Annotated in this window: 23 protein-coding genes; 21 read left to right on the forward strand and 2 right to left on the reverse strand. The window is 30.5% G+C overall.

All coding sequences use genetic code 11. The features are described from left to right. Positions 1–363 precede the first annotated feature (363 nt). From citC to trxA, 6 genes are all read left to right on the forward strand, one after another. Positions 364–1,413, forward strand: a complete 1,050-nt coding sequence (citC, locus tag ACI48Q_RS00470; protein ID WP_474917077.1) for a [citrate (pro-3S)-lyase] ligase — start codon at positions 364–366, stop codon at positions 1,411–1,413. Between the two features lie 25 nt (positions 1,414–1,438). Further along, positions 1,439–1,942 (forward strand): citrate lyase holo-[acyl-carrier protein] synthase, encoded by a 504-nt coding sequence (gene citX, locus ACI48Q_RS00475; protein WP_474917078.1) that lies wholly within the window; start codon positions 1,439–1,441, stop codon positions 1,940–1,942. A 149-nt stretch (positions 1,943–2,091) separates the two neighbouring features. Beyond that, a complete protein-coding gene (locus ACI48Q_RS00480) occupies positions 2,092–2,646 on the forward strand; it encodes an RNA polymerase sigma factor (protein WP_474917079.1) in 555 nt (184 codons plus the stop codon). 13 nt (positions 2,647–2,659) lie between these two features. Then, positions 2,660–3,640 (forward strand): DUF4652 domain-containing protein, encoded by a 981-nt coding sequence (locus ACI48Q_RS00485; RefSeq protein ID WP_474917080.1) that lies wholly within the window; start codon positions 2,660–2,662, stop codon positions 3,638–3,640. Between the two features lie 110 nt (positions 3,641–3,750). Further along, positions 3,751–5,028 carry a tetratricopeptide repeat protein gene (locus ACI48Q_RS00490; protein ID WP_474917081.1) on the forward strand — a complete coding sequence of 426 codons (1,278 nt, stop codon included), beginning with the start codon at positions 3,751–3,753 and terminating at the stop codon, positions 5,026–5,028. A gap of 70 nt (positions 5,029–5,098) precedes the next feature. Then, a complete protein-coding gene (gene trxA / locus ACI48Q_RS00495; protein WP_474917082.1) occupies positions 5,099–5,413 on the forward strand; it encodes a thioredoxin in 315 nt (104 codons plus the stop codon). A 63-nt stretch (positions 5,414–5,476) separates the two neighbouring features. Here trxA and ACI48Q_RS00500 read toward each other — a convergent pair whose 3' ends face one another. After that, entirely contained in the window at positions 5,477–5,611 is a 135-nt protein-coding gene (locus ACI48Q_RS00500; protein WP_474917083.1) for a hypothetical protein, read from the reverse strand. 67 nt (positions 5,612–5,678) lie between these two features. Continuing rightward, positions 5,679–6,692, reverse strand: coding sequence for a hypothetical protein (locus tag ACI48Q_RS00505; RefSeq protein ID WP_474917084.1), 1,014 nt, complete (start codon positions 6,690–6,692; stop codon positions 5,679–5,681). Positions 6,693–6,884: 192 nt separating this feature from the next. On the opposite strand from ACI48Q_RS00505, the gene cdaA reads away from it, so the two are divergent. The 15 genes from cdaA to ACI48Q_RS00580 all read left to right on the forward strand — a co-directional run bounded on the left by cdaA (position 6,885) and on the right by ACI48Q_RS00580 (position 21,284). Then, a complete protein-coding gene (gene cdaA / locus ACI48Q_RS00510; protein WP_474917085.1) occupies positions 6,885–7,730 on the forward strand; it encodes a diadenylate cyclase CdaA in 846 nt (281 codons plus the stop codon). After that, positions 7,703–8,944 (forward strand): CdaR family protein, encoded by a 1,242-nt coding sequence (locus ACI48Q_RS00515; protein WP_474917086.1) that lies wholly within the window; start codon positions 7,703–7,705, stop codon positions 8,942–8,944. Before cdaA ends, ACI48Q_RS00515 begins: the two co-directional genes overlap by 28 nt. Continuing rightward, positions 8,934–10,535 (forward strand): NAD(P)/FAD-dependent oxidoreductase, encoded by a 1,602-nt coding sequence (locus tag ACI48Q_RS00520; protein ID WP_474917087.1) that lies wholly within the window; start codon positions 8,934–8,936, stop codon positions 10,533–10,535. The genes ACI48Q_RS00515 and ACI48Q_RS00520 overlap by 11 nt, the downstream gene beginning before the upstream one ends. 211 nt (positions 10,536–10,746) lie before the next feature. After that, positions 10,747–11,838: a butyrate kinase gene (gene buk, locus ACI48Q_RS00525; protein WP_474917088.1), complete on the forward strand. Its 1,092-nt coding sequence runs from the start codon at positions 10,747–10,749 to the stop codon at positions 11,836–11,838. Positions 11,839–11,861: 23 nt separating this feature from the next. Beyond that, a complete protein-coding gene (gene ptb, locus ACI48Q_RS00530) occupies positions 11,862–12,767 on the forward strand; it encodes a phosphate butyryltransferase (RefSeq protein WP_474917089.1) in 906 nt (301 codons plus the stop codon). A gap of 17 nt (positions 12,768–12,784) precedes the next feature. Then, the gene (gene buk, locus ACI48Q_RS00535; RefSeq protein ID WP_474917090.1) at positions 12,785–13,855 is read left to right on the forward strand and encodes a butyrate kinase; all 1,071 of its coding nucleotides are present in this window, start codon (positions 12,785–12,787) and stop codon (positions 13,853–13,855) included. An 11-nt stretch (positions 13,856–13,866) separates the two neighbouring features. Beyond that, entirely contained in the window at positions 13,867–14,541 is a 675-nt protein-coding gene (locus ACI48Q_RS00540) for a nucleotide-binding protein (protein ID WP_474917091.1), read from the forward strand. Positions 14,542–14,656: 115 nt separating this feature from the next. Next, complete coding sequence (locus ACI48Q_RS00545) at positions 14,657–14,866, forward strand: 4Fe-4S dicluster domain-containing protein (RefSeq protein ID WP_474917092.1); 210 nt, start codon at positions 14,657–14,659, stop codon at positions 14,864–14,866. A gap of 18 nt (positions 14,867–14,884) precedes the next feature. Next, positions 14,885–15,955 (forward strand): 3-methyl-2-oxobutanoate dehydrogenase subunit VorB, encoded by a 1,071-nt coding sequence (locus ACI48Q_RS00550; protein WP_474917093.1) that lies wholly within the window; start codon positions 14,885–14,887, stop codon positions 15,953–15,955. Then, a complete protein-coding gene (locus ACI48Q_RS00555; RefSeq protein ID WP_474917094.1) occupies positions 15,955–16,704 on the forward strand; it encodes a thiamine pyrophosphate-dependent enzyme in 750 nt (249 codons plus the stop codon). The genes ACI48Q_RS00550 and ACI48Q_RS00555 overlap by 1 nt, the downstream gene beginning before the upstream one ends. 1 nt (position 16,705) lies before the next feature. Continuing rightward, positions 16,706–17,236, forward strand: coding sequence for a 2-oxoacid:acceptor oxidoreductase family protein (locus ACI48Q_RS00560; RefSeq protein WP_474917095.1), 531 nt, complete (start codon positions 16,706–16,708; stop codon positions 17,234–17,236). Positions 17,237–17,549: 313 nt separating this feature from the next. Beyond that, the gene (locus ACI48Q_RS00565) at positions 17,550–18,851 is read left to right on the forward strand and encodes an MFS transporter (protein WP_474917096.1); all 1,302 of its coding nucleotides are present in this window, start codon (positions 17,550–17,552) and stop codon (positions 18,849–18,851) included. A 37-nt stretch (positions 18,852–18,888) separates the two neighbouring features. Further along, entirely contained in the window at positions 18,889–19,686 is a 798-nt protein-coding gene (locus tag ACI48Q_RS00570) for a polymer-forming cytoskeletal protein (RefSeq protein ID WP_474917097.1), read from the forward strand. Between the two features lie 9 nt (positions 19,687–19,695). Further along, on the forward strand, positions 19,696–20,322 hold the full coding sequence (locus ACI48Q_RS00575; protein ID WP_474917098.1) for a DUF4004 family protein: 627 nt from the start codon (positions 19,696–19,698) through the stop codon (positions 20,320–20,322). A 62-nt stretch (positions 20,323–20,384) separates the two neighbouring features. Next, on the forward strand, positions 20,385–21,284 hold the full coding sequence (locus tag ACI48Q_RS00580; RefSeq protein ID WP_474917099.1) for a polymer-forming cytoskeletal protein: 900 nt from the start codon (positions 20,385–20,387) through the stop codon (positions 21,282–21,284). Positions 21,285–21,392 lie beyond the last annotated feature (108 nt).

Here is a 21,392-nt window from a genome sequence, read left to right on the forward strand (position 1 = left end):
TATTTAAAGTTATATAATACGTAATAAATAAAAATATTAATGAGAGTTTCAAGGAGTTTTTTCATATAATTTTATTAAATTAATATGAAGAAAAAACATGATAAAAAAATAGAAATGAAATTCAATAAACAACAAAAAATAACAAACAATTCATTGTATAATAAACACAAATTTAAATATTTTTTAATTTCATGAAATTAATTAGCTATCTAGTTCTATTTTGAACCCCATCATATTAGGCCACTTGTTTATAAAGCAGGTGGTCTTTTATATTCAATTCATTATTCTTTAATAAACTCTTAAAGAATTGTATAATTATATAGAGTACAATATGTTAGTTAAGTATATTGAATTGGAGGGTTAATGAAAATGTATAACCTTAATATAGAAAGAGTTAATTTGAATAATAAAGATGCGGTATCAGAAGTAAAAACTTTTTTAGAGAAATCTGGACTTGGATTAGATAAAGATGTAGATTATACTCTAGTTGCAAGAGAGGGTGAAGAGATAAAAGGGACTTGCTCTAAGGCTAAGAATGTTTTAAAATGTTTTGCAGTGTCTGAAGAGCTAAGAGGTGAAGGGGTAACAGCAAAACTAATAAATTATTTAAATGATAGATTATTTGAGGAAGAAATATATCATAGCTTTATTTTTACAAAACCACAGAATATAGATATCTTTAAAGGTGTTGGATATACACTTATATCTGAAAGTTACAAGGTAGCTCTCTTAGAAAATGGAATTTATAACATAAGTTCATACATAAATAAACTAAAGAAGCAATATAGTTTAATGGAAAATAAAAAAAGAGGATCTATTGTAATGAATTGTAATCCATTAACACTAGGACATCTTTATCTCATAGAAGAAGCAGCAAAACAATGTGAGGAACTCTTAATATTTATTGTAGAAGAAAATAAGTCCTTATTTCCTTTTGAGGATAGATATGACTTAGTTAAAAGAGGAACAGAGCATATTACTAATGTAAAAGTAATAAAAGGAGGGGAGTATATTATTTCTTCAGCTACCTTCCCATCATATTTCCTAAGAGAAAAGAGTGATGTGTTGACTGCATATACTTCATTAGATGTAACTATATTTGGAGAGTACTTCGTCAGTGGATTAAATATTAAAAGCAGATATGTAGGTGAAGAGCCATACTGTGAAGTAACTAATGCATATAATAATTCCCTTAAAGCTATATTACCAAAGTATGGAGTAGAAGTAGTTGAAATTAAAAGAAAAGAGCAGGATAGTATTCCTATAAGTGCATCTAGGGTTAGAGAATATATTAGAGAAAATAGTATAGAAAAAATTTTAAAGCTAGTACCTAAGGTGACCTATGACTTTTTAAATACGCAGAAAGGCAAGGAGATAGTTGAAAAAATAAAAATAACTAATTCTCCACATTAATAAGATGATGAATAATGAAGAAAATATGATTTTCAATAAACTATTAGAGGATAGAGAACAGAGAGTAGCTACTATAGAGGAAATGCTAAGGATTCACAAAGGCACAGCAATATGCATAAGAGCTAATTATCCAGGGCTATATAAAAATAATAAATACACAAAAGCTATTGTAGAAACTATGAAAGATGAGTGTGAGAAGATATTTAACAAGAATATAGGTTATAAGCTTTCTCAAGAGACATATGAAGGAAACATAGTGCTTATGAGTATTAAAGATAGCTTAAAAAATGTGAAATTACAATGCATCAATATAGAGGAAAACCATCCACTGGGAAGATTAATAGATATAGATATATATGGCGAAGGTCTTGAAACTATAAATAGGGAACAGCTAGGATTCAATAAAAGAAGCTGTTATATATGTAAGGATTATGCACATAACTGTGTTAGAAGTAAGAAACACTCTATGGAGGATATAAAGAGATATATAGAAGATATAGTTGACAATTACATTGAGGATACGAAATAAATGTATAATGTGAAATAGATTAAAGGTACTAACTTAACATTATATTCTTAATTTCCTCAAAATTTATTACAAAATAATTAAAATTTAAGATAGCAAGATAAACTTTCAAAATTTAATAGCGTATTATTATATAGAGAGAGGAGAAAATAATGATTTCACAAAGTAATAATGTGATAGAGGATGTAATACTTGTAGAAAAAGTGTTACAGGGGGATATTGAAAGCTTTGAGATACTTATAAAAAAATATGAACTTATGATAATAAGGTTTGCATATGGGATGGTAAAAAATAAAGAAACCAGTGAAGATATCACACAAGAGGTTTTTATAACTATATATAATAAGTTAGGAATGTATAACAAATCTTACAGTTTTTCTAATTGGATTTTACAAATAACCAGGAATAAATGTATAGATTATATGAGAAAGTATAATAAGGTACAAGAAAGTGATATAGATATAGCCTATGATGTTTCATCTAAAGATATGGGACCACAAGAATTTACAGAATATCAAGAGGTGAAAGGAAAGGTTAATGAATATATAAAGACATTAGATGAACTAGATGCACAGATTCTTAATTTGAGATATTCAAAGGACTTAACTTTTAAAGATATAGGAGAAATTCTTTCTTTAACTGAAACTACGGTTAAAAGAAAATATTATAAAATTAGAGATGGCTTTAAAAGTTTTTATAATCAATAAGGAGGTGGATTAGATGAGATGCGAACAGTGTAAAGATAGAATGTTTGAATATGTTGAAAATATGTTATCAGAAGAACAAGATAAAGAAATGAAAGCACATATCGAAGAATGTGAACAGTGTATGGAAGCATATAAAAGAGAGCTTATTGAAGCTGAGGCTTTTAAAGAAGTATGTTCTTATGAAAATGTAGAATTTAATAGTTCTGTTGATAATATAATAAATTCTATTGATAAGAATAAATATAGAGATAATAAAAAGAATAGAAGATATCCAAAAGTTTTTGCAATTGCAGCAGCCATTATGATAGGTCTAATTATAACTCCTATGGTTATAGATAGGATAAATAATAAAAAATCAGATTTTGCTATGGATGGAGCAAAAAAAGAAGTTTCTGAAAAAAGATCACAAGTCAATAATAATGCAGAAACAGCTCAAATTCCAGAAACAGAGTTAGGTGACTCAATGTATGGATTAGATGGGACACAAGGATATTCTATGGAAATATATCAGGCTACCGAGGTTTCTATAGAAAAACAAATGAAATTTAATACACCATTTATAGCAACTTCTGATGGAAAGTATGAGGCTACTATTGAGGGAAAAGGAGAGACTGCGGGAGAAGAAGGCGAAGGAGTAATATATATAAAAAATAAAGTAGACGGTAAAATGATAGAATATAAAATGTTAAGCACTGATGACCAACAATCTCCATGTAGTATAAATTGGTATGATGATAGGAATCTTATGATTGTTCAAGGGAATGCACATGGAACATTGGTAAGAGGATTGGATATAATTACTCTTAATGCTGAAACCTCAGAACAGACTAAGATTTATTCTTTACCTACATCTGGAACACAAAGAATTAAGAGCGTTGAAAGAATTAAAAATGATTTGAAAATAAATTATGTAGAATATGATGATATAATGAATGAGTATGAAGAAAAAGAAAAATTAGTAACAGATTATAAGTTAGGCAAATTAATAGAATAATAATTATTAATTATTTCTAAAATCCCTCTATTTTTACAAAATAGAGGGATTTTAGGTTTTTTTTTGTGTTATAATTAAACTTATTAAATTGTCATATAGGTGGTGACAGGGTGAAAAAAGTAAACAAACATTATCAGAGAGCAATGAATTATTACTGTGATGGAAATTTAAATAAGGCCATGTTGTATTGTGATAAAGTATTAGCCGTAAATAGAGAACATTCTCCAGCCCTAAATCTTAAGGGATTAATATATTATATAAAAGGTGACTTGGAAAGTGCTCAGATGAATTGGAAAATAAATTATAAAATAAATGGAGATGGAGTATCAAAGAACTATTTAGAAGATAGTAAAAATGATAAGAATAAACTCTATTTATATAGTCAAGGAGTATTATTTTTTAATGAAGTAAAAGTTAGAAAGGCATTAGAATGCTTCGTAGAATGTGAGAATTCTCATTTTAATAGTATTAATTTGTGGAGTTATATGGCTTTATCTTATATGAAGCTTGGAGACTATGACAATTGTATAAAATACATGGAACAGATTCTAAGTGTAGATAGGAATAATAGCATAGCCCTAGAGATAAACAAACAATTACAAGATATAAAAATAATCAAAAAACAGATACCTTGGAAAAGCATTAAAATAACTACTATAGTTTTAGTTATAGCTTTAATATTATTTTCTACAAGTGTGTTTATTTACTCTAAGCGGAGTCATATAAGGAATATCTTTAGTACTAGGTCCCAGACAGAAAAAGTGGACAAGGAATCTACAAATAACTCTAATTTCCAAGGAAATATTATTGGAAATTCAAAAGATGAAAGTGAAAAATATGAAGAAAATAATAATAGTAATGAGAAAAAAGTAGAGTTTAATAAGGAATTTGCAACTAATTTATTGAAAAATAAGAAATACGAGGAAATATATGACTATATAGAAACTATGGATATTGAAGAGTTAAGTATTAATGAAAAAGTAGTTATAGAGGATGCTAAAGTTATAATTATGGAGGAAGGCGTAAATTATTTTTATGAGGAGGCTTCAAAGCTTATCCATGAAAATAACTATGATAAATCTTTAAATTTTCTAAAAAAGGCTTATAAGTATAGTGAAAAAAGTTATTTAAAAGAACATATTTTATACATGTTAGGTTTTTCTAGTGAAAAAATAGGAGATATAGAGAATAGTAATAAATACTATGAGGAATATGCTAAAATTTATATAAAGGATGGGGTATATATAGAACAGTGCCTATATAATTTGTCCATTAACAATGAGAAGATAGATATAGATAAATCTAAGAAATATTCTAAAATACTTAAAGAAAATTTCGAAAAGTCCGAATTTAATAATACAAAGATAAAGGAGATATTAAATAAATAGTATTTTAGACATTAAAAATAAACTAGTATATAGTTAGTTATTTTTACATGTCTTATATGGAGGTATAAAAATGTTAGAGTTAAAGGGCAACAGTTTTCATGAGGCAGTTAAGAATAATACTAAGCCAGTATTAGTAAATTTTGGAGCAGCATGGTGTGGACCTTGTAAGATGTTGGAACCAATTTATGATGAGCTTTCTAAAGAAATGAATGAAAGTTTTGTCTTTGTGAAAGTAAATGTAGATGAGAATCTAAATTTGGTAAGACAACATAATATAGCAAATATACCAACCATAATAATTTATGAGAATGGAAAAATAATAGATATTATAATTGGATTTAAAGAAAAAGAAGAATTACGAAGATTATTAAATAAATACATTTAACATAAAACAAACAGATGCCACAGCATCTGTTTGTTTTATGTTTAAATGTATAGCAAATGAATATCATATATTTTTCACCACTGGATTAACTATAAATACTTCAAGTCTATTTAGGGTTAAGCGATTTAGGGCATCTATATCAAGGGATGGAACAGTTATAAAGATAAACACTATAAAAATTATTAATAATTTTTTCATATAACTCATCTCCTCTTCAATAATTATTCTTCCAATAAAAATAATTATAATGCATGAAAAAGAAATTTTATTGTAATTTATCTTTAATTAATACATATTCCTTCATAAATTTATCATATAGTATATCCATATTATTATAGGTTTTATTAGCAGTATCATATAAAGAATCTAAATCAATTTCGCTTTTATTTTTTTTATCAGATAATACTTTTTCTGTTGCCATTGCATATTTAATATCAATAAGATATTCACTATACATATCTACGGTTTTTAGAAGTCCTTCATAAATATCTAAAACATTGTTAGGTATAGGCATTTCTTTCAACAGTTTTTTAATGGTATCTACTTTCGTTATAGTATCATTAATATCTTTTATAACCAATTCATAACTAATTTTATTAGCTCTACAATCTAATACTTTACTATAAAAATTAATTTTAATGTTTTGAAAAGATATAAATAATTCGTTGAATTTCGCACCAAATTTACTAAGTTGATTTTCCTTTATTTCTTCACTCTTTTTTGAATTTGATTTACTAATACAATAATTTATAGAGGAGTCGATAAACTTAGATAAAGATTGTCCAATAGAAAGAGGTTTATTTTTCACAATCAAGTTAGCATAATGGTCATTAGCATTTTTCTCATAAGATTTTAAGTCATCGCAAGCTATGAGAACATCTTTCCCAGTAGGATTATTTAAAATTGCTATAAGTTGATCAAATATGAGTATATTTTGTTGAGCGCCTTTATATATATGAGAATAAACATTTTTTTCATTAGCACTTAAATTTTTATTGTTATAATCTATGCTTTCTATAATTTTATACATATTCTCTTTCATTTTCGGTATAGATTTTAGAGCTTTTTCTACATCAACATCCTTAATCCCTATAAACTCACTGCTTTCATTGTTTACATCGATTATTCTTTCAATGATGTTAGAAATGTTTTTCTCAGATTTAGAAATAGTTAAATAATTAAAAACTTTATAACTTAAAAAAAGCAGTAATAAGGCTATAACTATATATAATATATATTTAGGTAGTGAATCAATTTTTTTTGATATTAAGTTTTTCATTTAGAGGTTCCCCCTTTGTTATAAGATTTACATAAAAAATATTATATTTCTTTATATTATGGTAAATACTAAAATATTCATATAAATAGATTAATTTTAATAATATTTTATTAATATACAAGTGTTTCTTAGTATATTATAAATGCTTTTAATAGTGTATAATTAATTTAGTAGAAATGCGGGGTGGTTTATTTGAGTTTAGTAGATTTTATAATTAATATATTTAGAGGGTTCAAGGCAACTTCTTTAATTGATATAGTAGTAGTTTCCTACATATTTTACAAAGGATACACCTTGATGAAAGAAACCAGAGCAGAACAGTTATTAAAAGGAATTTTATTAATATTTCTTTTGATACCTGTTAGCGATATTTTGAATTTAACAACATTAAATTGGATATTACAAAATACAATTACTATTAGTGTAATTTCTATAATTATAATTTTCCAACCAGAGATAAGAAGAGCTTTGGAGCATATAGGAAGAACCTCCATAATGGACAAAATGATGTATGAAGATGATGAAATAATGATTAAGGTTATAGATGAAATAGTAGATTCAATAGAAGCATTAGCTAAAGAAAGGACTGGTGCCCTTCTTATCATTGAGCAAAAAACAGGATTAGGGGATGTTATTAGTACTGGTACAAAAATTAATGCAGATGTTTCATCAGCACTTTTACAGAATATATTTGTAGTTAATACTCCGTTACATGATGGAGCTACAATAATAAGAAATGATAAAATTATTGCAGCAGGATGTTTTTTACCGTTGACCAATGATGATAAATTAAGCAAGCAACTTGGTACAAGGCATAGAGCGGGAATAGGGATTACAGAAATAACAGATTGCATAACTATAATAGTTTCAGAAGAAACAGGTGTTATATCACTAGCTATCAATGGAAAACTTTTAAGAAGTTATGATAAGGATAAACTGAGAACTGTTCTGTTAAATATCATGAAGAATAGACAAGGCAAGAAAGTTTCATTGAAGGAGAGGGCAAAGTCATGGATAAGCAAAAAAGACAAGATATAATAATTAAAGCCTGCTGTGTTATTGCTGCTCTTACACTATGGGTATATATACGTAATACTGAAAATCCAGTAAGTACTCAACTGATTAAATATGTTCCAGTTGATGTAGTTAATTTAGATACATTAGAAGACAAAGATTTAGTGGCAGTACCAGGACAGGAGTTTTATGTAAATTTAAATATTAAAGCACCAGATTCCATAGCTAGAAATATTGATAAAAATAAAGACTTTAAATTGCAAGTAGATGTTAAGGATTATGCTTTAAAGGCTGGAGAAACTAAGATACCTGTAACAGTTAAAGAAAGTCCCTCAGGAGTTAGCATACTAAATCCTGACGGATTACTAGTTAAAATTGAAGTGGATAATTTAGTGGAAATTAATGTGCCAACAACTACTAATGTAGTTGGAAAAGTAGCAGATGGATTTTATAATGATAATGTAACTATGTCACTTGATACGGTTAGGGTCACAGGGCCAGAAAAGCTTTTAAAAAGTGTTAAATCAGTATCAGGGGATATAGATATTAAAGATGCTAAAGCAGATATTAATAAAATTGTTAAATTAAAGGCTGTCGATGCTAATGGAAAAGAGGTTTCAGATGTTAAGATAAATCCTGATTATGCTCAAGTAAGTGTTCAAGTGAGTAAGGGGAGAGTACTAGAAGTTCAAGTAAAAACAAAAGGAGCACCTAGTTCAGGAGTTTCTATAGAGACCATAGAGGCAATTCCTAAAGCAGTTGAGGTTTCTGGGGACACTGAAGTTATTGATCAGGTCCGAACGCTAAGTACAGAGACTATAGATTTAAACTCTATAAATCAAGATACCACTATAGACACAAATTTAATAGTTCCATCGGGAATTAAAGTTACAAATAATAATTATAAAGTAAAGGTGAAAATTACTGTTAATAAGCTTCAAGAGAAGACTGTGTCTATACCTATAAAGTATATAAATCTAGGGGAAAAATTAACTGTTGAGGTAAAAGAACCAACTGTTAACTTAACTTTAACTGGACAGGAAAGTCAGCTAGGTAGTTTGGTACTAGATAATATTGTAGCAAATATAGATTTACAGGGGTTAAAAGAAGGAGACCATTCAGTTGAATTAAAATTAACAGGTATTCCTAATGGAATTAACATAAAATCTCAAAGTATAAACAATGTAAATATAACAATTAAAAACATTCCGGAGGAAACAAATAATAATGGCAGTTAAAATAAATAATTTAGTTTTAGAAATAAATGAAGATGTAGAAGTATTAAAAGACAAAGTAGCTAAAAAACTAAAGATTAATAAAGCTGATTTTAAATCCTTTAAAATAGTAAAAGAATCTATTGATGCAAGGAAAAAGAATTCAATAAAGATAAACTATGCAGTCGAGATTACATGTGACAAGGAAAAGAATGTGATTGCAAAGGCTAGCAGTAATGATGTTAAAATCCAAGAAGTTAAGTATGATGCGGAATTTAATTTTGGAACTGAAAAACTAAATACAAGACCTGTTATAGTAGGAATGGGGCCAGCAGGTCTTTTCGCAGGTCTCCTCATGGCACAGAAGGGATATAATCCAATAATAATCGAAAGAGGAGAAGATGTAGATAATAGAGCTAAGTCAATTGATAAATTTTGGATTAATAGAGAGTTAAATACCGAAAGCAACGTTCAATTTGGAGAAGGTGGAGCTGGTACTTTCTCTGATGGGAAGCTCACCACGAGAATAAAAGACAAGCGATGTGACTATGTACTGGAAGAGTTGGTTGAAGCAGGAGCCCCAGAAGAGATAAAGTATATGGGAAAACCACATATAGGGACAGATATATTAAAAGGTGTAGTAAAAAACATAAGAGAAACTATAAAGTCTTTAGGGGGAGAAGTTAAATTTTCTAACAAGCTTGAAGATATTGTTACTAGAGATGGAGTTTTAAAAGAAATTATTGTAAATGGAGAAAAGATACCTTGTGAACAATTAATATTATCTATAGGGCATAGTGCAAGAGACACCTATGAGATGCTGTATAGAAGGAGAGTATTTATGTCTCCAAAACCTTTTGCTATAGGTTTTAGAATAGAACACCTTCAGAGTTTAATAGATGAAAATCAATATGGGGTATATGCTACTCATCCTAAATTAAGAGCAGCAGATTACAAACTTACTTATACTAGTGAAACTTTAGATAGATCAGTTTATAGCTTTTGTATGTGTCCAGGAGGACAGGTAGTAGCAGCAGCTTCTGAAGAGAATACAGTAGTGGTAAATGGAATGAGTAACTATAAAAGAGATGGTAAGAATTCCAATTCAGCTATAGTTGTATCCGTAGGTCCTAAGGATTTTCCAAATGATACACCACTAGCAGGAATAGAGTTTCAAAGACATTATGAGGGATTAGCATATAAGCTTGGAGGAGGAAACTATAACGCACCATTACAGCTGGTAAAGGACTTCATAAAAGATGAAAAATCCACTAAATTTGGAAAGGTAAAACCTAGTTATTTGCCAGAAACTAGATTTGCTATGCTTAAGGATGGGTGTCCAAGTTTTGTAACTAATGCTATAAAAGAAGCACTACCAGTATTTAATAGAAAAATTCCAGGTTTTGCAGGAGAGGATGCAATATTGACAGGATTAGAAACGAGAACTTCAGCTCCAGTAAGGATAGATAGAAATGAAATGCAACAAAGCATAAATGTTAAAGGATTATATCCAGCTGGAGAAGGTGCTGGATATGCAGGAGGAATAATATCTGCAGCTGTAGATGGATTGAAGGTTGCAGAGGCTATAATGAAGGAATATGCACCACTTCACTAAAAGATGTAATAGAGCGTCTTTTAGTGAAGTATAGCTAGAGATTGTGATACTAACTGTATAGGTTGGTATTACAACTCACTATATTGCTTAAAATACTTTAACAGGTTAACTTGATAGAAACACCATTATTTTGATAAAATATTTAATGAAAACCTTTAAATGAAAACCTTTAAATGAAAATTTAATCTATATGTTATGGGGGTTATTAATAATGGGAGAAAAAAAGTATGTGTTAGTAGTTAATCCGGGTTCAACATCTACAAAGATTGCTATATATTCAGGGGAAGAATGTGTAGCAGCAGATAACTTATCTCATAGTATTGAAAAAATAAAAAAATATTCTCATATATGTCAACAAAAAGATATGAGATCAGAAGTCATACTAAAATGGCTAGAAGAAAAAGAAATAACCCTAGAGACATTGAGAGCAGTAGTCGGCAGAGGTGGCCTTTTAAGACCTATGCCAGGAGGAACATACAAGATAACTCTTAAGATGTTAGATGATTTAATTGTTGGATTCCAAGGACAACATGCTTCAAATTTAGGTGGTGTTATCGCTTTTGAAATAGCAGAAAAATTAAATATTCCATCTTACATAGTAGATCCAGTAGCTGTAGATGAGATTGAGAATGTAGCTAGAATATCTGGAATGGAGGACATAGAAAGACGTTCACTTGTACATGCCTTAAACATTAAAGCAGTTACTAGAAGAGTTTGTGAGAGGAAAGGATTAGAATTTACAAAGGCTAATTTTGTAGTTGCTCATATTGGTGGTGGAATTACAGTATCACCAGTAAGTGGAGGAAGACTTCTAGATTGTAACAATGCTAATGAAGAAGGTCCTTTTTCACCAGAAAGAACAGGAACACTTCCTGTAGGAGAAATAGTTAAACTTGCCTTTAGTAAGGAGTATACACTTCCAGAGCTAAAGAAAAAGATAACAGGAGAAGGTGGACTATTAGCATACTTAGGAACTAACGATGGTAGAGAAATTGATAAGCGTATAGATGCTGGAGATAAGAAAGCCGAGTTAATATTTAGGGCAATGGCTTATCAAATAAGCAAAGAAATAGGGTCTATGGCTACAGTTTTATGTGGGAAAGTAGATGCTATAATTTTAACTGGAGGAATTGCTTATAACAAGAGAATAACTGATTGGATAAGTGAGGATGTAGGATTTATAGCGCCTATTGAGTTAGTACCTGGGGAAGATGAAATGTTAGCATTGGCGCAAGGAGTTAATAGAGTATTAGAAGGAAAAGAAGTTCCAAAGATTTACGAAAATGAATTGAATTTAATATAAAGAATATTCATGGAGGGAAGAGAATGATTAAAAACTTTGAAGAGGTAATTACCAAAGTTAAATCTCAATCAATGAAAGTGGTGGCTGTGGCAGTAGCACAGGATGAACCAGTTTTAGAGGCTATTAGAGATGCTAAGAAAAATGGTATAGCGGATGCAATACTAGTTGGAGACAAAGAAGAAATAATTAAGATAGCTAATAAAATTCAAATGAACATAGATGAATATAAAATAGTAGATGAAAAAGATGTTAATAAGGCAGCAATAGAAACTGTTAAACTTGTATCATCAGGTAAAGCTGATATGATGATGAAGGGACTTATAGACACGGCAACTTTTTTAAGGGCAGTATTGAATAAAGAAGTTGGGTTAAGAACTGGAAAGCAGATGTCTCATATAGCAATATTTGAGGTTCCAGGATATGATAGATTGTTATTTGTAACGGATGCGGCGTTCAATATGTATCCACAGTTAAATGAAAAAATAGATATAATTAAAAATGCAGTACAAGTAGCTCATGCACTTGATATTGAAATTCCTAAGGTAGCACCTATTTGTGCAGTAGAGGTAGTTAATCCAAGTATGCCTGCCACACTAGATGCAGCTAACTTGTCAAAGATGAGTGAGAGAGGTCAGATAAAGGGATGTATTATAGATGGTCCATTAGCTCTTGACAATGCTCTTTCAGAAGAAGCAGCAGCGCATAAAAAGATATCAGGACCAGTAGCTGGAAAAGCAGATATATTACTTATGGCTAATATTGAAGCAGGAAATGCTGTATATAAATGTTTAACTTATACTACCGAATCTAAAAATGGTGGATTACTTGTAGGTGCAGCAGCTCCTGTTATAGTAACATCAAGAGCAGATTCACCAGAGACAAAAATGAATTCAATAGCACTAGCTTCATTAGTAGCTAGCAAAAAATAACATAGGGGGATTTCAAAATGGCTTTTAAGTTATTAATTATAAATCCAGGGTCAACATCCACTAAGATAGGAATATATGAGGATGAGAATCCAATTTTAGTTGAAACATTAAGACATTCATCTGAAAAAATTTCAGAATATAGAGAAATATATGAACAGTTAGATTTTAGAAAGGACGTAATACTAGATATTCTAAAGAAAAAAGATTTCGATATCAACACATTAGATGCAGTAGTTGGAAGAGGTGGTCTTTTAAAATCTATTGAAGGTGGTACTTATGAAGTAAATAAAACTATGTTGAAGGATTTAAAAGTAGGTATTCAAGGACAGCATGCTTCAAATCTAGGAGGAATAATAGCTAATGAAATAGCGAATAGCCTTAAGGTTCCAGCTTTCATAGTAGATCCAGTAGTGGTAGATGAGATGACGGATGTAGCTAGAATATCAGGAATGCCTGAGATTGAAAGAAAAAGCATATTTCATGCATTAAATCAAAAGGCTGTAGCAAAAAGATATGCTGTAGAAAAGAAAATATCTTATGAGGATTTAAATTTAATAGTAACACATATGGGTGGAGGTATATCTGTAGGTGCTCATAAAAAGGGAAAAGTAGTAGATGTAAATAATGCACTAGATGGAGAAGGACCATTTTCTCCAGAAAGAAGCGGGGGACTTCCTGTAGGAGATTTAGTTAAACTCTGCTTTAGTGGGAAATATACTATAGAAGATATAAAGAAAAAAATAAATGGAAAAGGTGGAATTGTAGGATATCTTCAAACTAATAATACAAAAGAGGTTGGAGATAGAGCAATAGCTGGAGATGAAAATGCTAAATTAATACTTGATGCAATGGGATACCAAATAGCTAAAGAAATAGGAAAATGTGCAGCAGTTTTACAAGGAAAAGTAGATGCAATAATCTTAACAGGTGGAATTGCTTATTCTAAATATATAGTTAACTATATAAAAGAAAGAGTAGAATTTATATCAGAAGTAGTAGTATATCCAGGAGAAGATGAATTATTGGCTCTAGCAGAAGGTGCACTAAGAGTATTAAGAAAGCAAGAAATTGCAAAAGAGTATATTTAAAGGGTGATTATATGAGTAGAATTAGGGTATTTACAGGTCATTTTGGTAGTGGAAAGACGGAAATAGCAATAAATTATGCTATAAACTTGGCAAAACAGGGAAAAAAAGTAGCACTTGTGGATTTGGACATAGTAAATCCCTATTTCTGTATTAGGGATCTCAAAGATTTATTAGAGAAATACAATATTCGTGTTATATCTTCTAATCCAGAATTTGTTAATGCTGAGCTTATGGTGGTTCCACCAGAGGTAATTGCTGTATTTAATGATAAGAGCTATGATGTGGTTTTTGATGTAGGTGGTGACGGTGCAGGAGCTGTAGCTTTAGGTCAGTATAATAGGTTCTTTGTTCAGGAGTCTTATGATATGTATTTTGTGATAAATCAAAATAGACCTTTTACATCTAATGATTTGGATGTAAAAGATTATATGAGAGAGATACAAAATTCATCTAGGTTAAAAATTACTCATCTTATATCAAATACTAATCTGTCCTATGAAACAACTAAAGATCATATTATTAATGGTGATAGGGAAACGGCTAAAATAGCTGAGGAACTTAATATTCCTCATGCATACACTGTATGTTCAGAAGATATGGTTAGTGAAGTTGAAAAAAAGGTTGAAGGAGAATTATTACCTATACACATATACATGCTTCCGCCTTGGAGAAAAGATGAGTTTTAATAAATTTAGTGGGTAATTTCATTTTATATATTATTAAATTATTATGGGAAAAAATTAAGATATTTAGTTTAACAGATCATTAATGTGAACTATATAATCGCAAGGAGGTATAGGAATGGCAAGAGTGAGTTTTAGAGAAGAGAGATGCAAGGGTTGTGGACATTGTATAAATGCATGTCCTAAAAAAATCATAGAATTCTCTAATAAATTAAATTTAAAAGGGTATCATCCAGCTACGGTAACGGAGGAAAATATGTCAAAGTGTATTGCATGTGTATCATGTGGAAGAATGTGTCCAGATCTTGTGATTACAGTTGAGAAATAATTGAGGGAGGTAGAATTCATGTCAGATAAAGTTTTAATGAAGGGTAATGAAGCAATTGGGGAAGCTGCTATTAAAGCAGGGTGTCAGTGTTTCTTTGGATATCCTATAACACCACAGACGGAAATTTCAGCTTATCTTTCAAGAAGAATGCCTAAAATAGGCAGAGTATTCTTACAAGCAGAAAGTGAAATAGCTGCAATCAATATGGTATATGGAGCAGCAGGTACAGGAGTAAGATGTATGACATCTTCAAGTTCTCCAGGAATAAGCTTAAAAGCAGAGGGAATATCTTATATAGCAGGTGCTGAGCTTCCATGTGTTATAGTAAACATAGTAAGAGGAGGTCCAGGCCTTGGAGGAATTCAACCAGCACAGTCTGATTATTTCCAAGCAACAAAAGGTGGAGCTCATGGTGATTTTAATCTTCCAGTTTATGCACCAGCTTCAATTCAAGAGATGGTGGATTTAGTTCAAGATGCTTTTGATGTGGCTGAGATTTACAGAACACCTGTAATGGTTATGGGTGATGGTATGCTAGGACAAATGATGGAGCCAGTAGAGTTCAAAGAAAGAGAGGCTAAAGAGCTTCCAGAGAAAACTTGGGCAGCTAATGGATTAAAAGGAAGAAATAAACATAATGTAATAAACTCACTGTACTTAAAGCCAGAAGGCTTAGAAAACCATAATAAAAAACTTCAAGCTAAATTTAAAGCTATAAAAGAAAATGAAGTTAAATATGAATTATATAACTGTGATAGAGAGAATGACTTAGTAATGGTTGCGTATGGTACAACCTCAAGAATATGTAAAAATGTAGTTAAATTAGCGGAAAAAGAAGGCATAAAATTAGGATTAATCAGACCAATAACACTGTGGCCATTCCCAGTAGAAGCTTTTGAGGAAACTATAAATAACACAAAATTAGGATATATTTCTGTTGAGCTAAGCTGTGGACAGATGGTTGAAGATGTAAGACTTGCGGTGGAGGGAAGAAAACCAGTAAACTTCTTTGGAAGAAGTGGTGGAATGGTTCCAAACCCAAGTGAAATATTAGATAAAGTAAGAGAAATAGTAGGAGGTGCTAAGTAATGGCTATAGTATTTCAACCAACAAAGGCGTTATTAGATGTACCTACCCATTACTGCCCAGGATGTACTCATGGTTTAATCCATAGACTAGTGGGAGAAGTATTAGAGGAATTAAATGTTTTAGATAAAACTATAGGAGTGGCTCCAGTTGGATGTTCAGTTTTAGCATATGACTATTTTGCATGTGATATGTTTGAAGCTGCTCATGGAAGAGCACCAGCAGTAGCTACAGGAATAAAGAGATCTAATCCAGACTCAGTGGTATTCACATACCAAGGAGATGGAGATCTTGCAGCTATAGGAACAGCAGAAATTGTACATGCTGCTACTAGAGGCGAAAATATTGTCACAATATTCGTAAATAACTGTATCTATGGAATGACAGGTGGACAAATGGCTCCAACTACATTACCAGGACAAATTACAGAAACTTCACCTTATGGAAGAGATGTAAAACTTCAAGGATATCCAATAAGAGTTTCTGAAATGATATCTACATTAGATGGTGCTTGTTATGTAGAAAGAGTTTCTGTTGACAATGTACCAAATGTATTAAAAGCTAAAAAAGCAATTAAAAAAGCTTTTCAAAATGCTATAGATGGAAAAGGTTTTTCACTAGTTGAAGTACTATCAATCTGTCCAACTAACTGGGGATTATCAGCACAAGAATCAATGGACTGGTTAAGAAGTGATATGATGCCTTTCTATACTCTAGGAGTAAAAAAAGACACAACTCAGGAGGTGAAATAATATGGCATCACAAGATATAATTTTCGCAGGCTTTGGTGGACAAGGTATATTATCCATGGGAAAATTCTTAGCTTATGCTGGGATGGATGCTAACATGAACGTATCTTGGTTACCATCTTATGGTCCAGAAATGCGTGGAGGTACAGCTAACTGTTCAGTAATAGTTTCAGATGACAGTGTAGGGTCACCTATAGTTACAATGCCTACTTCAGTAGTAGTTATGAATAGACCATCTCTAGATAAGTTTGAAAAAGATTTAGCTAAGGGCGGATTACTAATAATAGACTGTGATTTAGTTGATAGAGAGCCAAATAGAACTGATATAGAAGTAATAAAAATACCAGCTCAAACAGAAGCTGATAAATTAGGAAGCAAACAAATTGCTAACATGGTACTTCTAGGAGCCTTAGTCGAAAAAACAGGAATAGTTTCAATGGAAACTCTACTACAATCCTTAAAAGACCATGGTAAAGAAAAATTCTTTGAAATAAATAGAAGAGCTATAGAAGTAGGAGCTTCATATGTAAAATAATGTATCTACCCCTGGGGTCGTTCCATTTTATGGAACGACCCCAGTTTTTTTTATTTGAAGATTTTCAAAATATTTTCCACAGCATATTTACAATGTAACAATGTTATGTTACATTAATATTATAGTAATAGAAAACAAACTTTAAAGTTTATTTACGTATTATGTTATGTGAGTATAGGGTCAAATTACAATCTAAATATGTAGCAAACGAAAGTAGCAGTAGTAATATGAGTAAATGCATAAACTGCTTAATAAGAAAAATGGTATATTAATGAATTATGAGAACAATGTTATGTTGTATGGAGGTATAAAAATGGATGAGGGAAAAACTTTAAAGCTATGGAACAGGAACTTCTTTTTACTTTGGCAAGGGCAGCTAGTGTCTTATTTGGGAGATATCATATATATGATTGCACTGAATTTTTGGGTATTAGAGGTAACTGGGTCTACAGCGCTAATGGGTCTACTTTCTGCAGTGGCTTTAATTCCAAGATTAATTTTAGGGCCTTTTGCAGGAGTTTTAGTAGATAGATTGAATAGAAGAAATATCATAGTAATTACGGATTTTATAAGAGGAATATTATGTGCTTTTGCAGGTATAGCTGCACTAAATGGATTTATACAGGTATGGATGGTATTTGTTATAGCAATTGTAAATAGTATGTGTTCAGCATTTTTTAATCCATGCATAACATCGGTAAAACCAGATATAGTACCTAAAGATAAAATAGTTAAGGCAAACTCTATAACTAGTTTTGCAGAATCAGGAGCAAGTATGGTTGGAAATTCTATAGCTGGGATTTTGTATGTATCAATAGGAGCTCCATATATGTTCTTATTTAATGGTGTATCTTACTTATTTTCAGCATTTACAGAGATATTTATCAAAGTTCCAGCTGTAAAAAGAGAAGTAGAACAAAGGAATGTTACATTAAAAAGTGATTTTATTGAAGGTTTTAAATTTTTATGGGAATTTAAAGCTTTAAGAAATATTTTTATAGTGTCGTCCTTCATAAATTTTTTGTGTAATGCTGCCTTTATATTACTACTTCCTTATTTTAAAGAAATGAATTTTTTAGGAGCAGAGAAATATGGAATAGCTATGGCAATGAGTTCTTTAGGAATGGTAATAGGTAGTGGGGCTTTATCTTTAATTAGTATAAAAAACAGTCAAAAATTTAGAGTATCCACCACAGCAATGATAGTTATGTCAAGTCTATGGCTTATTATGCCTCTTGTGAATAATTTTTATGTTATAGCTATTGCTCTTTTAATAGCTCAAATGTGCAATATGATTTCTAACACTATATTTAATTCTACAATGATGATTGCAATTCCACAAGAAAAAAGGGGAAAGGTATTTTCACTTATTAGTACTTTTTCTATGGGGTTAAGTCCACTAGGAATAGCACTAGGAGGAATAATGGGAGAGTTTATTTCAATAAAAATTGCTATGCTGATGTTTTTTGCAATGACTTTTATAGGTGCTTTATCCATTCCTATGTTAAAAGGGTTTAAGACTATGATAAGCTTTAATCCTGAAGAGCAAACATTGGAAGAATTAATAGTATTAACTAATGGAGAGATTAATAATATAAGTATGGAAATTAATTAGAAGATATTGAGTATATGCAAGTTAAGGAGGAACAAGGATGGTAAACAATGAAACATGTGGAGATCTAAAAATATCAGGAAGTGGAAAGGCTACAGGCGGAAGGTATAGACAAATATCTATAAGCGGAAGTGGAAAAATTGTAGGAGACATACAATGTGAAAGCTTTAGAATAAGTGGTAGTGGGAAAGTAGAAGGTGCAATAACTACTAATGAATTTAGAATTAGTGGAAGTGGAAAAGTCACTCAAGATTTAAAATGCATAGATGGAGGAATAAGTGGAAGTGGTACAGTACAGGGTTCTATTCATGCAAATAGATTTAAAATAAGTGGAAGCGGTAAGATAGGCGGCAATTTTAAAGGAGAGAATTTTGTTATCTCTGGGGGAGGAACTGTAGGTGGAAGGATAAGCTCTACTAATGTGGATATAAATGGTGGAGCTAGAGTACAACAAGGAATTGAGGGGGAAATAATAAATATTAATGGATCTATTATAACTCAAGGAATGATTAATGGAGATGAAGTTAATATTGGATTAAATGGAGGCTGTGAGATAGAAGAGATTGGAGCTTCAAAGGTAAGGGTATCTGAAGAGTTTAATATTAGAAATAGTATAGCTGTAAAATGGCTTATAAAGTTATTTAGTAGAAATCATGGATATTTAAAGGTAAGGACTATTGAGGCAGATGAGATATATCTAGAAAATACTATAGCAGAAGTAGTTAGAGGGGAGAGGATAATCATAGGCAAAGGATGCAATATAAAGAGAATAGAGTATAGAAATTCACTTGAAAAAATAGATTCTAACTCTATTGTAGAAGAAGAAAGGAGGCTTTAAGAGAAAGATATGCAAGAATTAATTTCTAAGAAGGAAATATTAGATATAACAGGTATTTCTTATGGTCAACTTTATAGATGGAAAAGAAAAAATTTAATACCAGAGGAATGGTTTATAAAGAAATCTAGTTATACGGGTCAGGAAACTTATTTTCCTAAGGAGAAAATTTTAGATAGAATAAAAAAGATATTGGAATTTAAGGATGATATGCCACTAGATGATCTAGCAGATATGTTCTCTAATAAGGTCAATGTTAATAGTGGAAGTGAAAGTTATGTAATAGAAAAAAATATTATAAATTCTGATGTCATAGGAATTTATAAAGATATGTTTGGAGCTAAAGAAAATTATAATTTTAAAGATATGTTATTTATGTATATATTACAACATCAACTAACCTTAGGAGAGATTACAATTGATGAATTAGAGCTATTAATTGACATCATAAGCAGAGAATATGATAAGATGCAAGCAGATGAAGGAAAGGTATATCTGGTTAGAAAACTAGGATTATCTATAGGTATAGGAGCATTCAAAGAACCAATCTTATTAGATAAAAATACTAAAGTTATATGTACACTAGATATTAATAAATATACAGAGGAATTAAATTTAAAATTAGCTGAACAGACTTAAGATAAAGTGTATGAAAGAAAAGTATAAGTTAAAAATATGGTATTGGAATAAGGAGGGGAAAAATGACTGTTTATGATGCTATGGATCTAAAAATAAGTGGGGATTTAGAAACTAAAGGTGGAAATTATAAAGATGTAAAAATTAGTGGAGATGGAATAATAAATGGGGATATCACTTGCAAATCCTTTAGGATTAGCGGTAATGGAGATGTAAAAGGAAATGTAGAGTGTGATGGTTTATTTAAAGTTAGTGGTGATGCAAGCATTACTAACGCAATAAGCTGTGTAGAGTTTAGCATTAGTGGAGACTGTGAAGTGTTGGGAGATTTAAGGGTTGTGAATGAATTGAAAGTTAGTGGAGAATTAAATGCAAGTGGAAATATTTATTGTGGAAGTTTAAGAATGAGTGGAGACATAGAAGCAAAGAAAAGTATTAATTGTAAGGATATAGTACATGTCAGTGGAGATATAGATGTGGATGGAGATTTTAATGGATTAGACATATCTATTTCTGGAGATTGTTCTGTTGAAGGAAAGTTATGTGGAAATAATATAAAGATATCAGGGGATATAGAAACTGAAAGTGGGATAGAGGGAGAAAAGATAATACTAACTGGATCTACAAAAAGTAAAGGACTAGTAAATGGAGATGAAATATATATAGATATATCTGGGAAACATTATATAAAAGAAATTGGTGGAAGAATAATTAAAGCTATGGAGAATAAAGAAATTAGAGGAGCTTCAGGGAGTTTTTTAGGATGGGGCTTTAAAAGTTCAGGAAAGCTTGAGTGTGAATGTATAGAAGGTGACGAAATATATCTTGAAAAAACAATAGCTAATATAGTAAGAGGAAAGAATATAATCATAGGAAAAGAATGTAAGATAAATACCATTGAATATAGTGATGAACTTAAGTTAATAGATACAAAATCATTTATAGGAAAGTCCTCTAAAATTTAAAGTAAGTGTTTATAAAACAATAAAATAAATTTAAATAGAAATCATGGAAGAAATATTTCCATGATTTTTATTTTACTTTAATATAACTTTTATGTAGAATTAGATTAG

The organism is Clostridium sp. LXY-7, assembly GCF_056172015.1.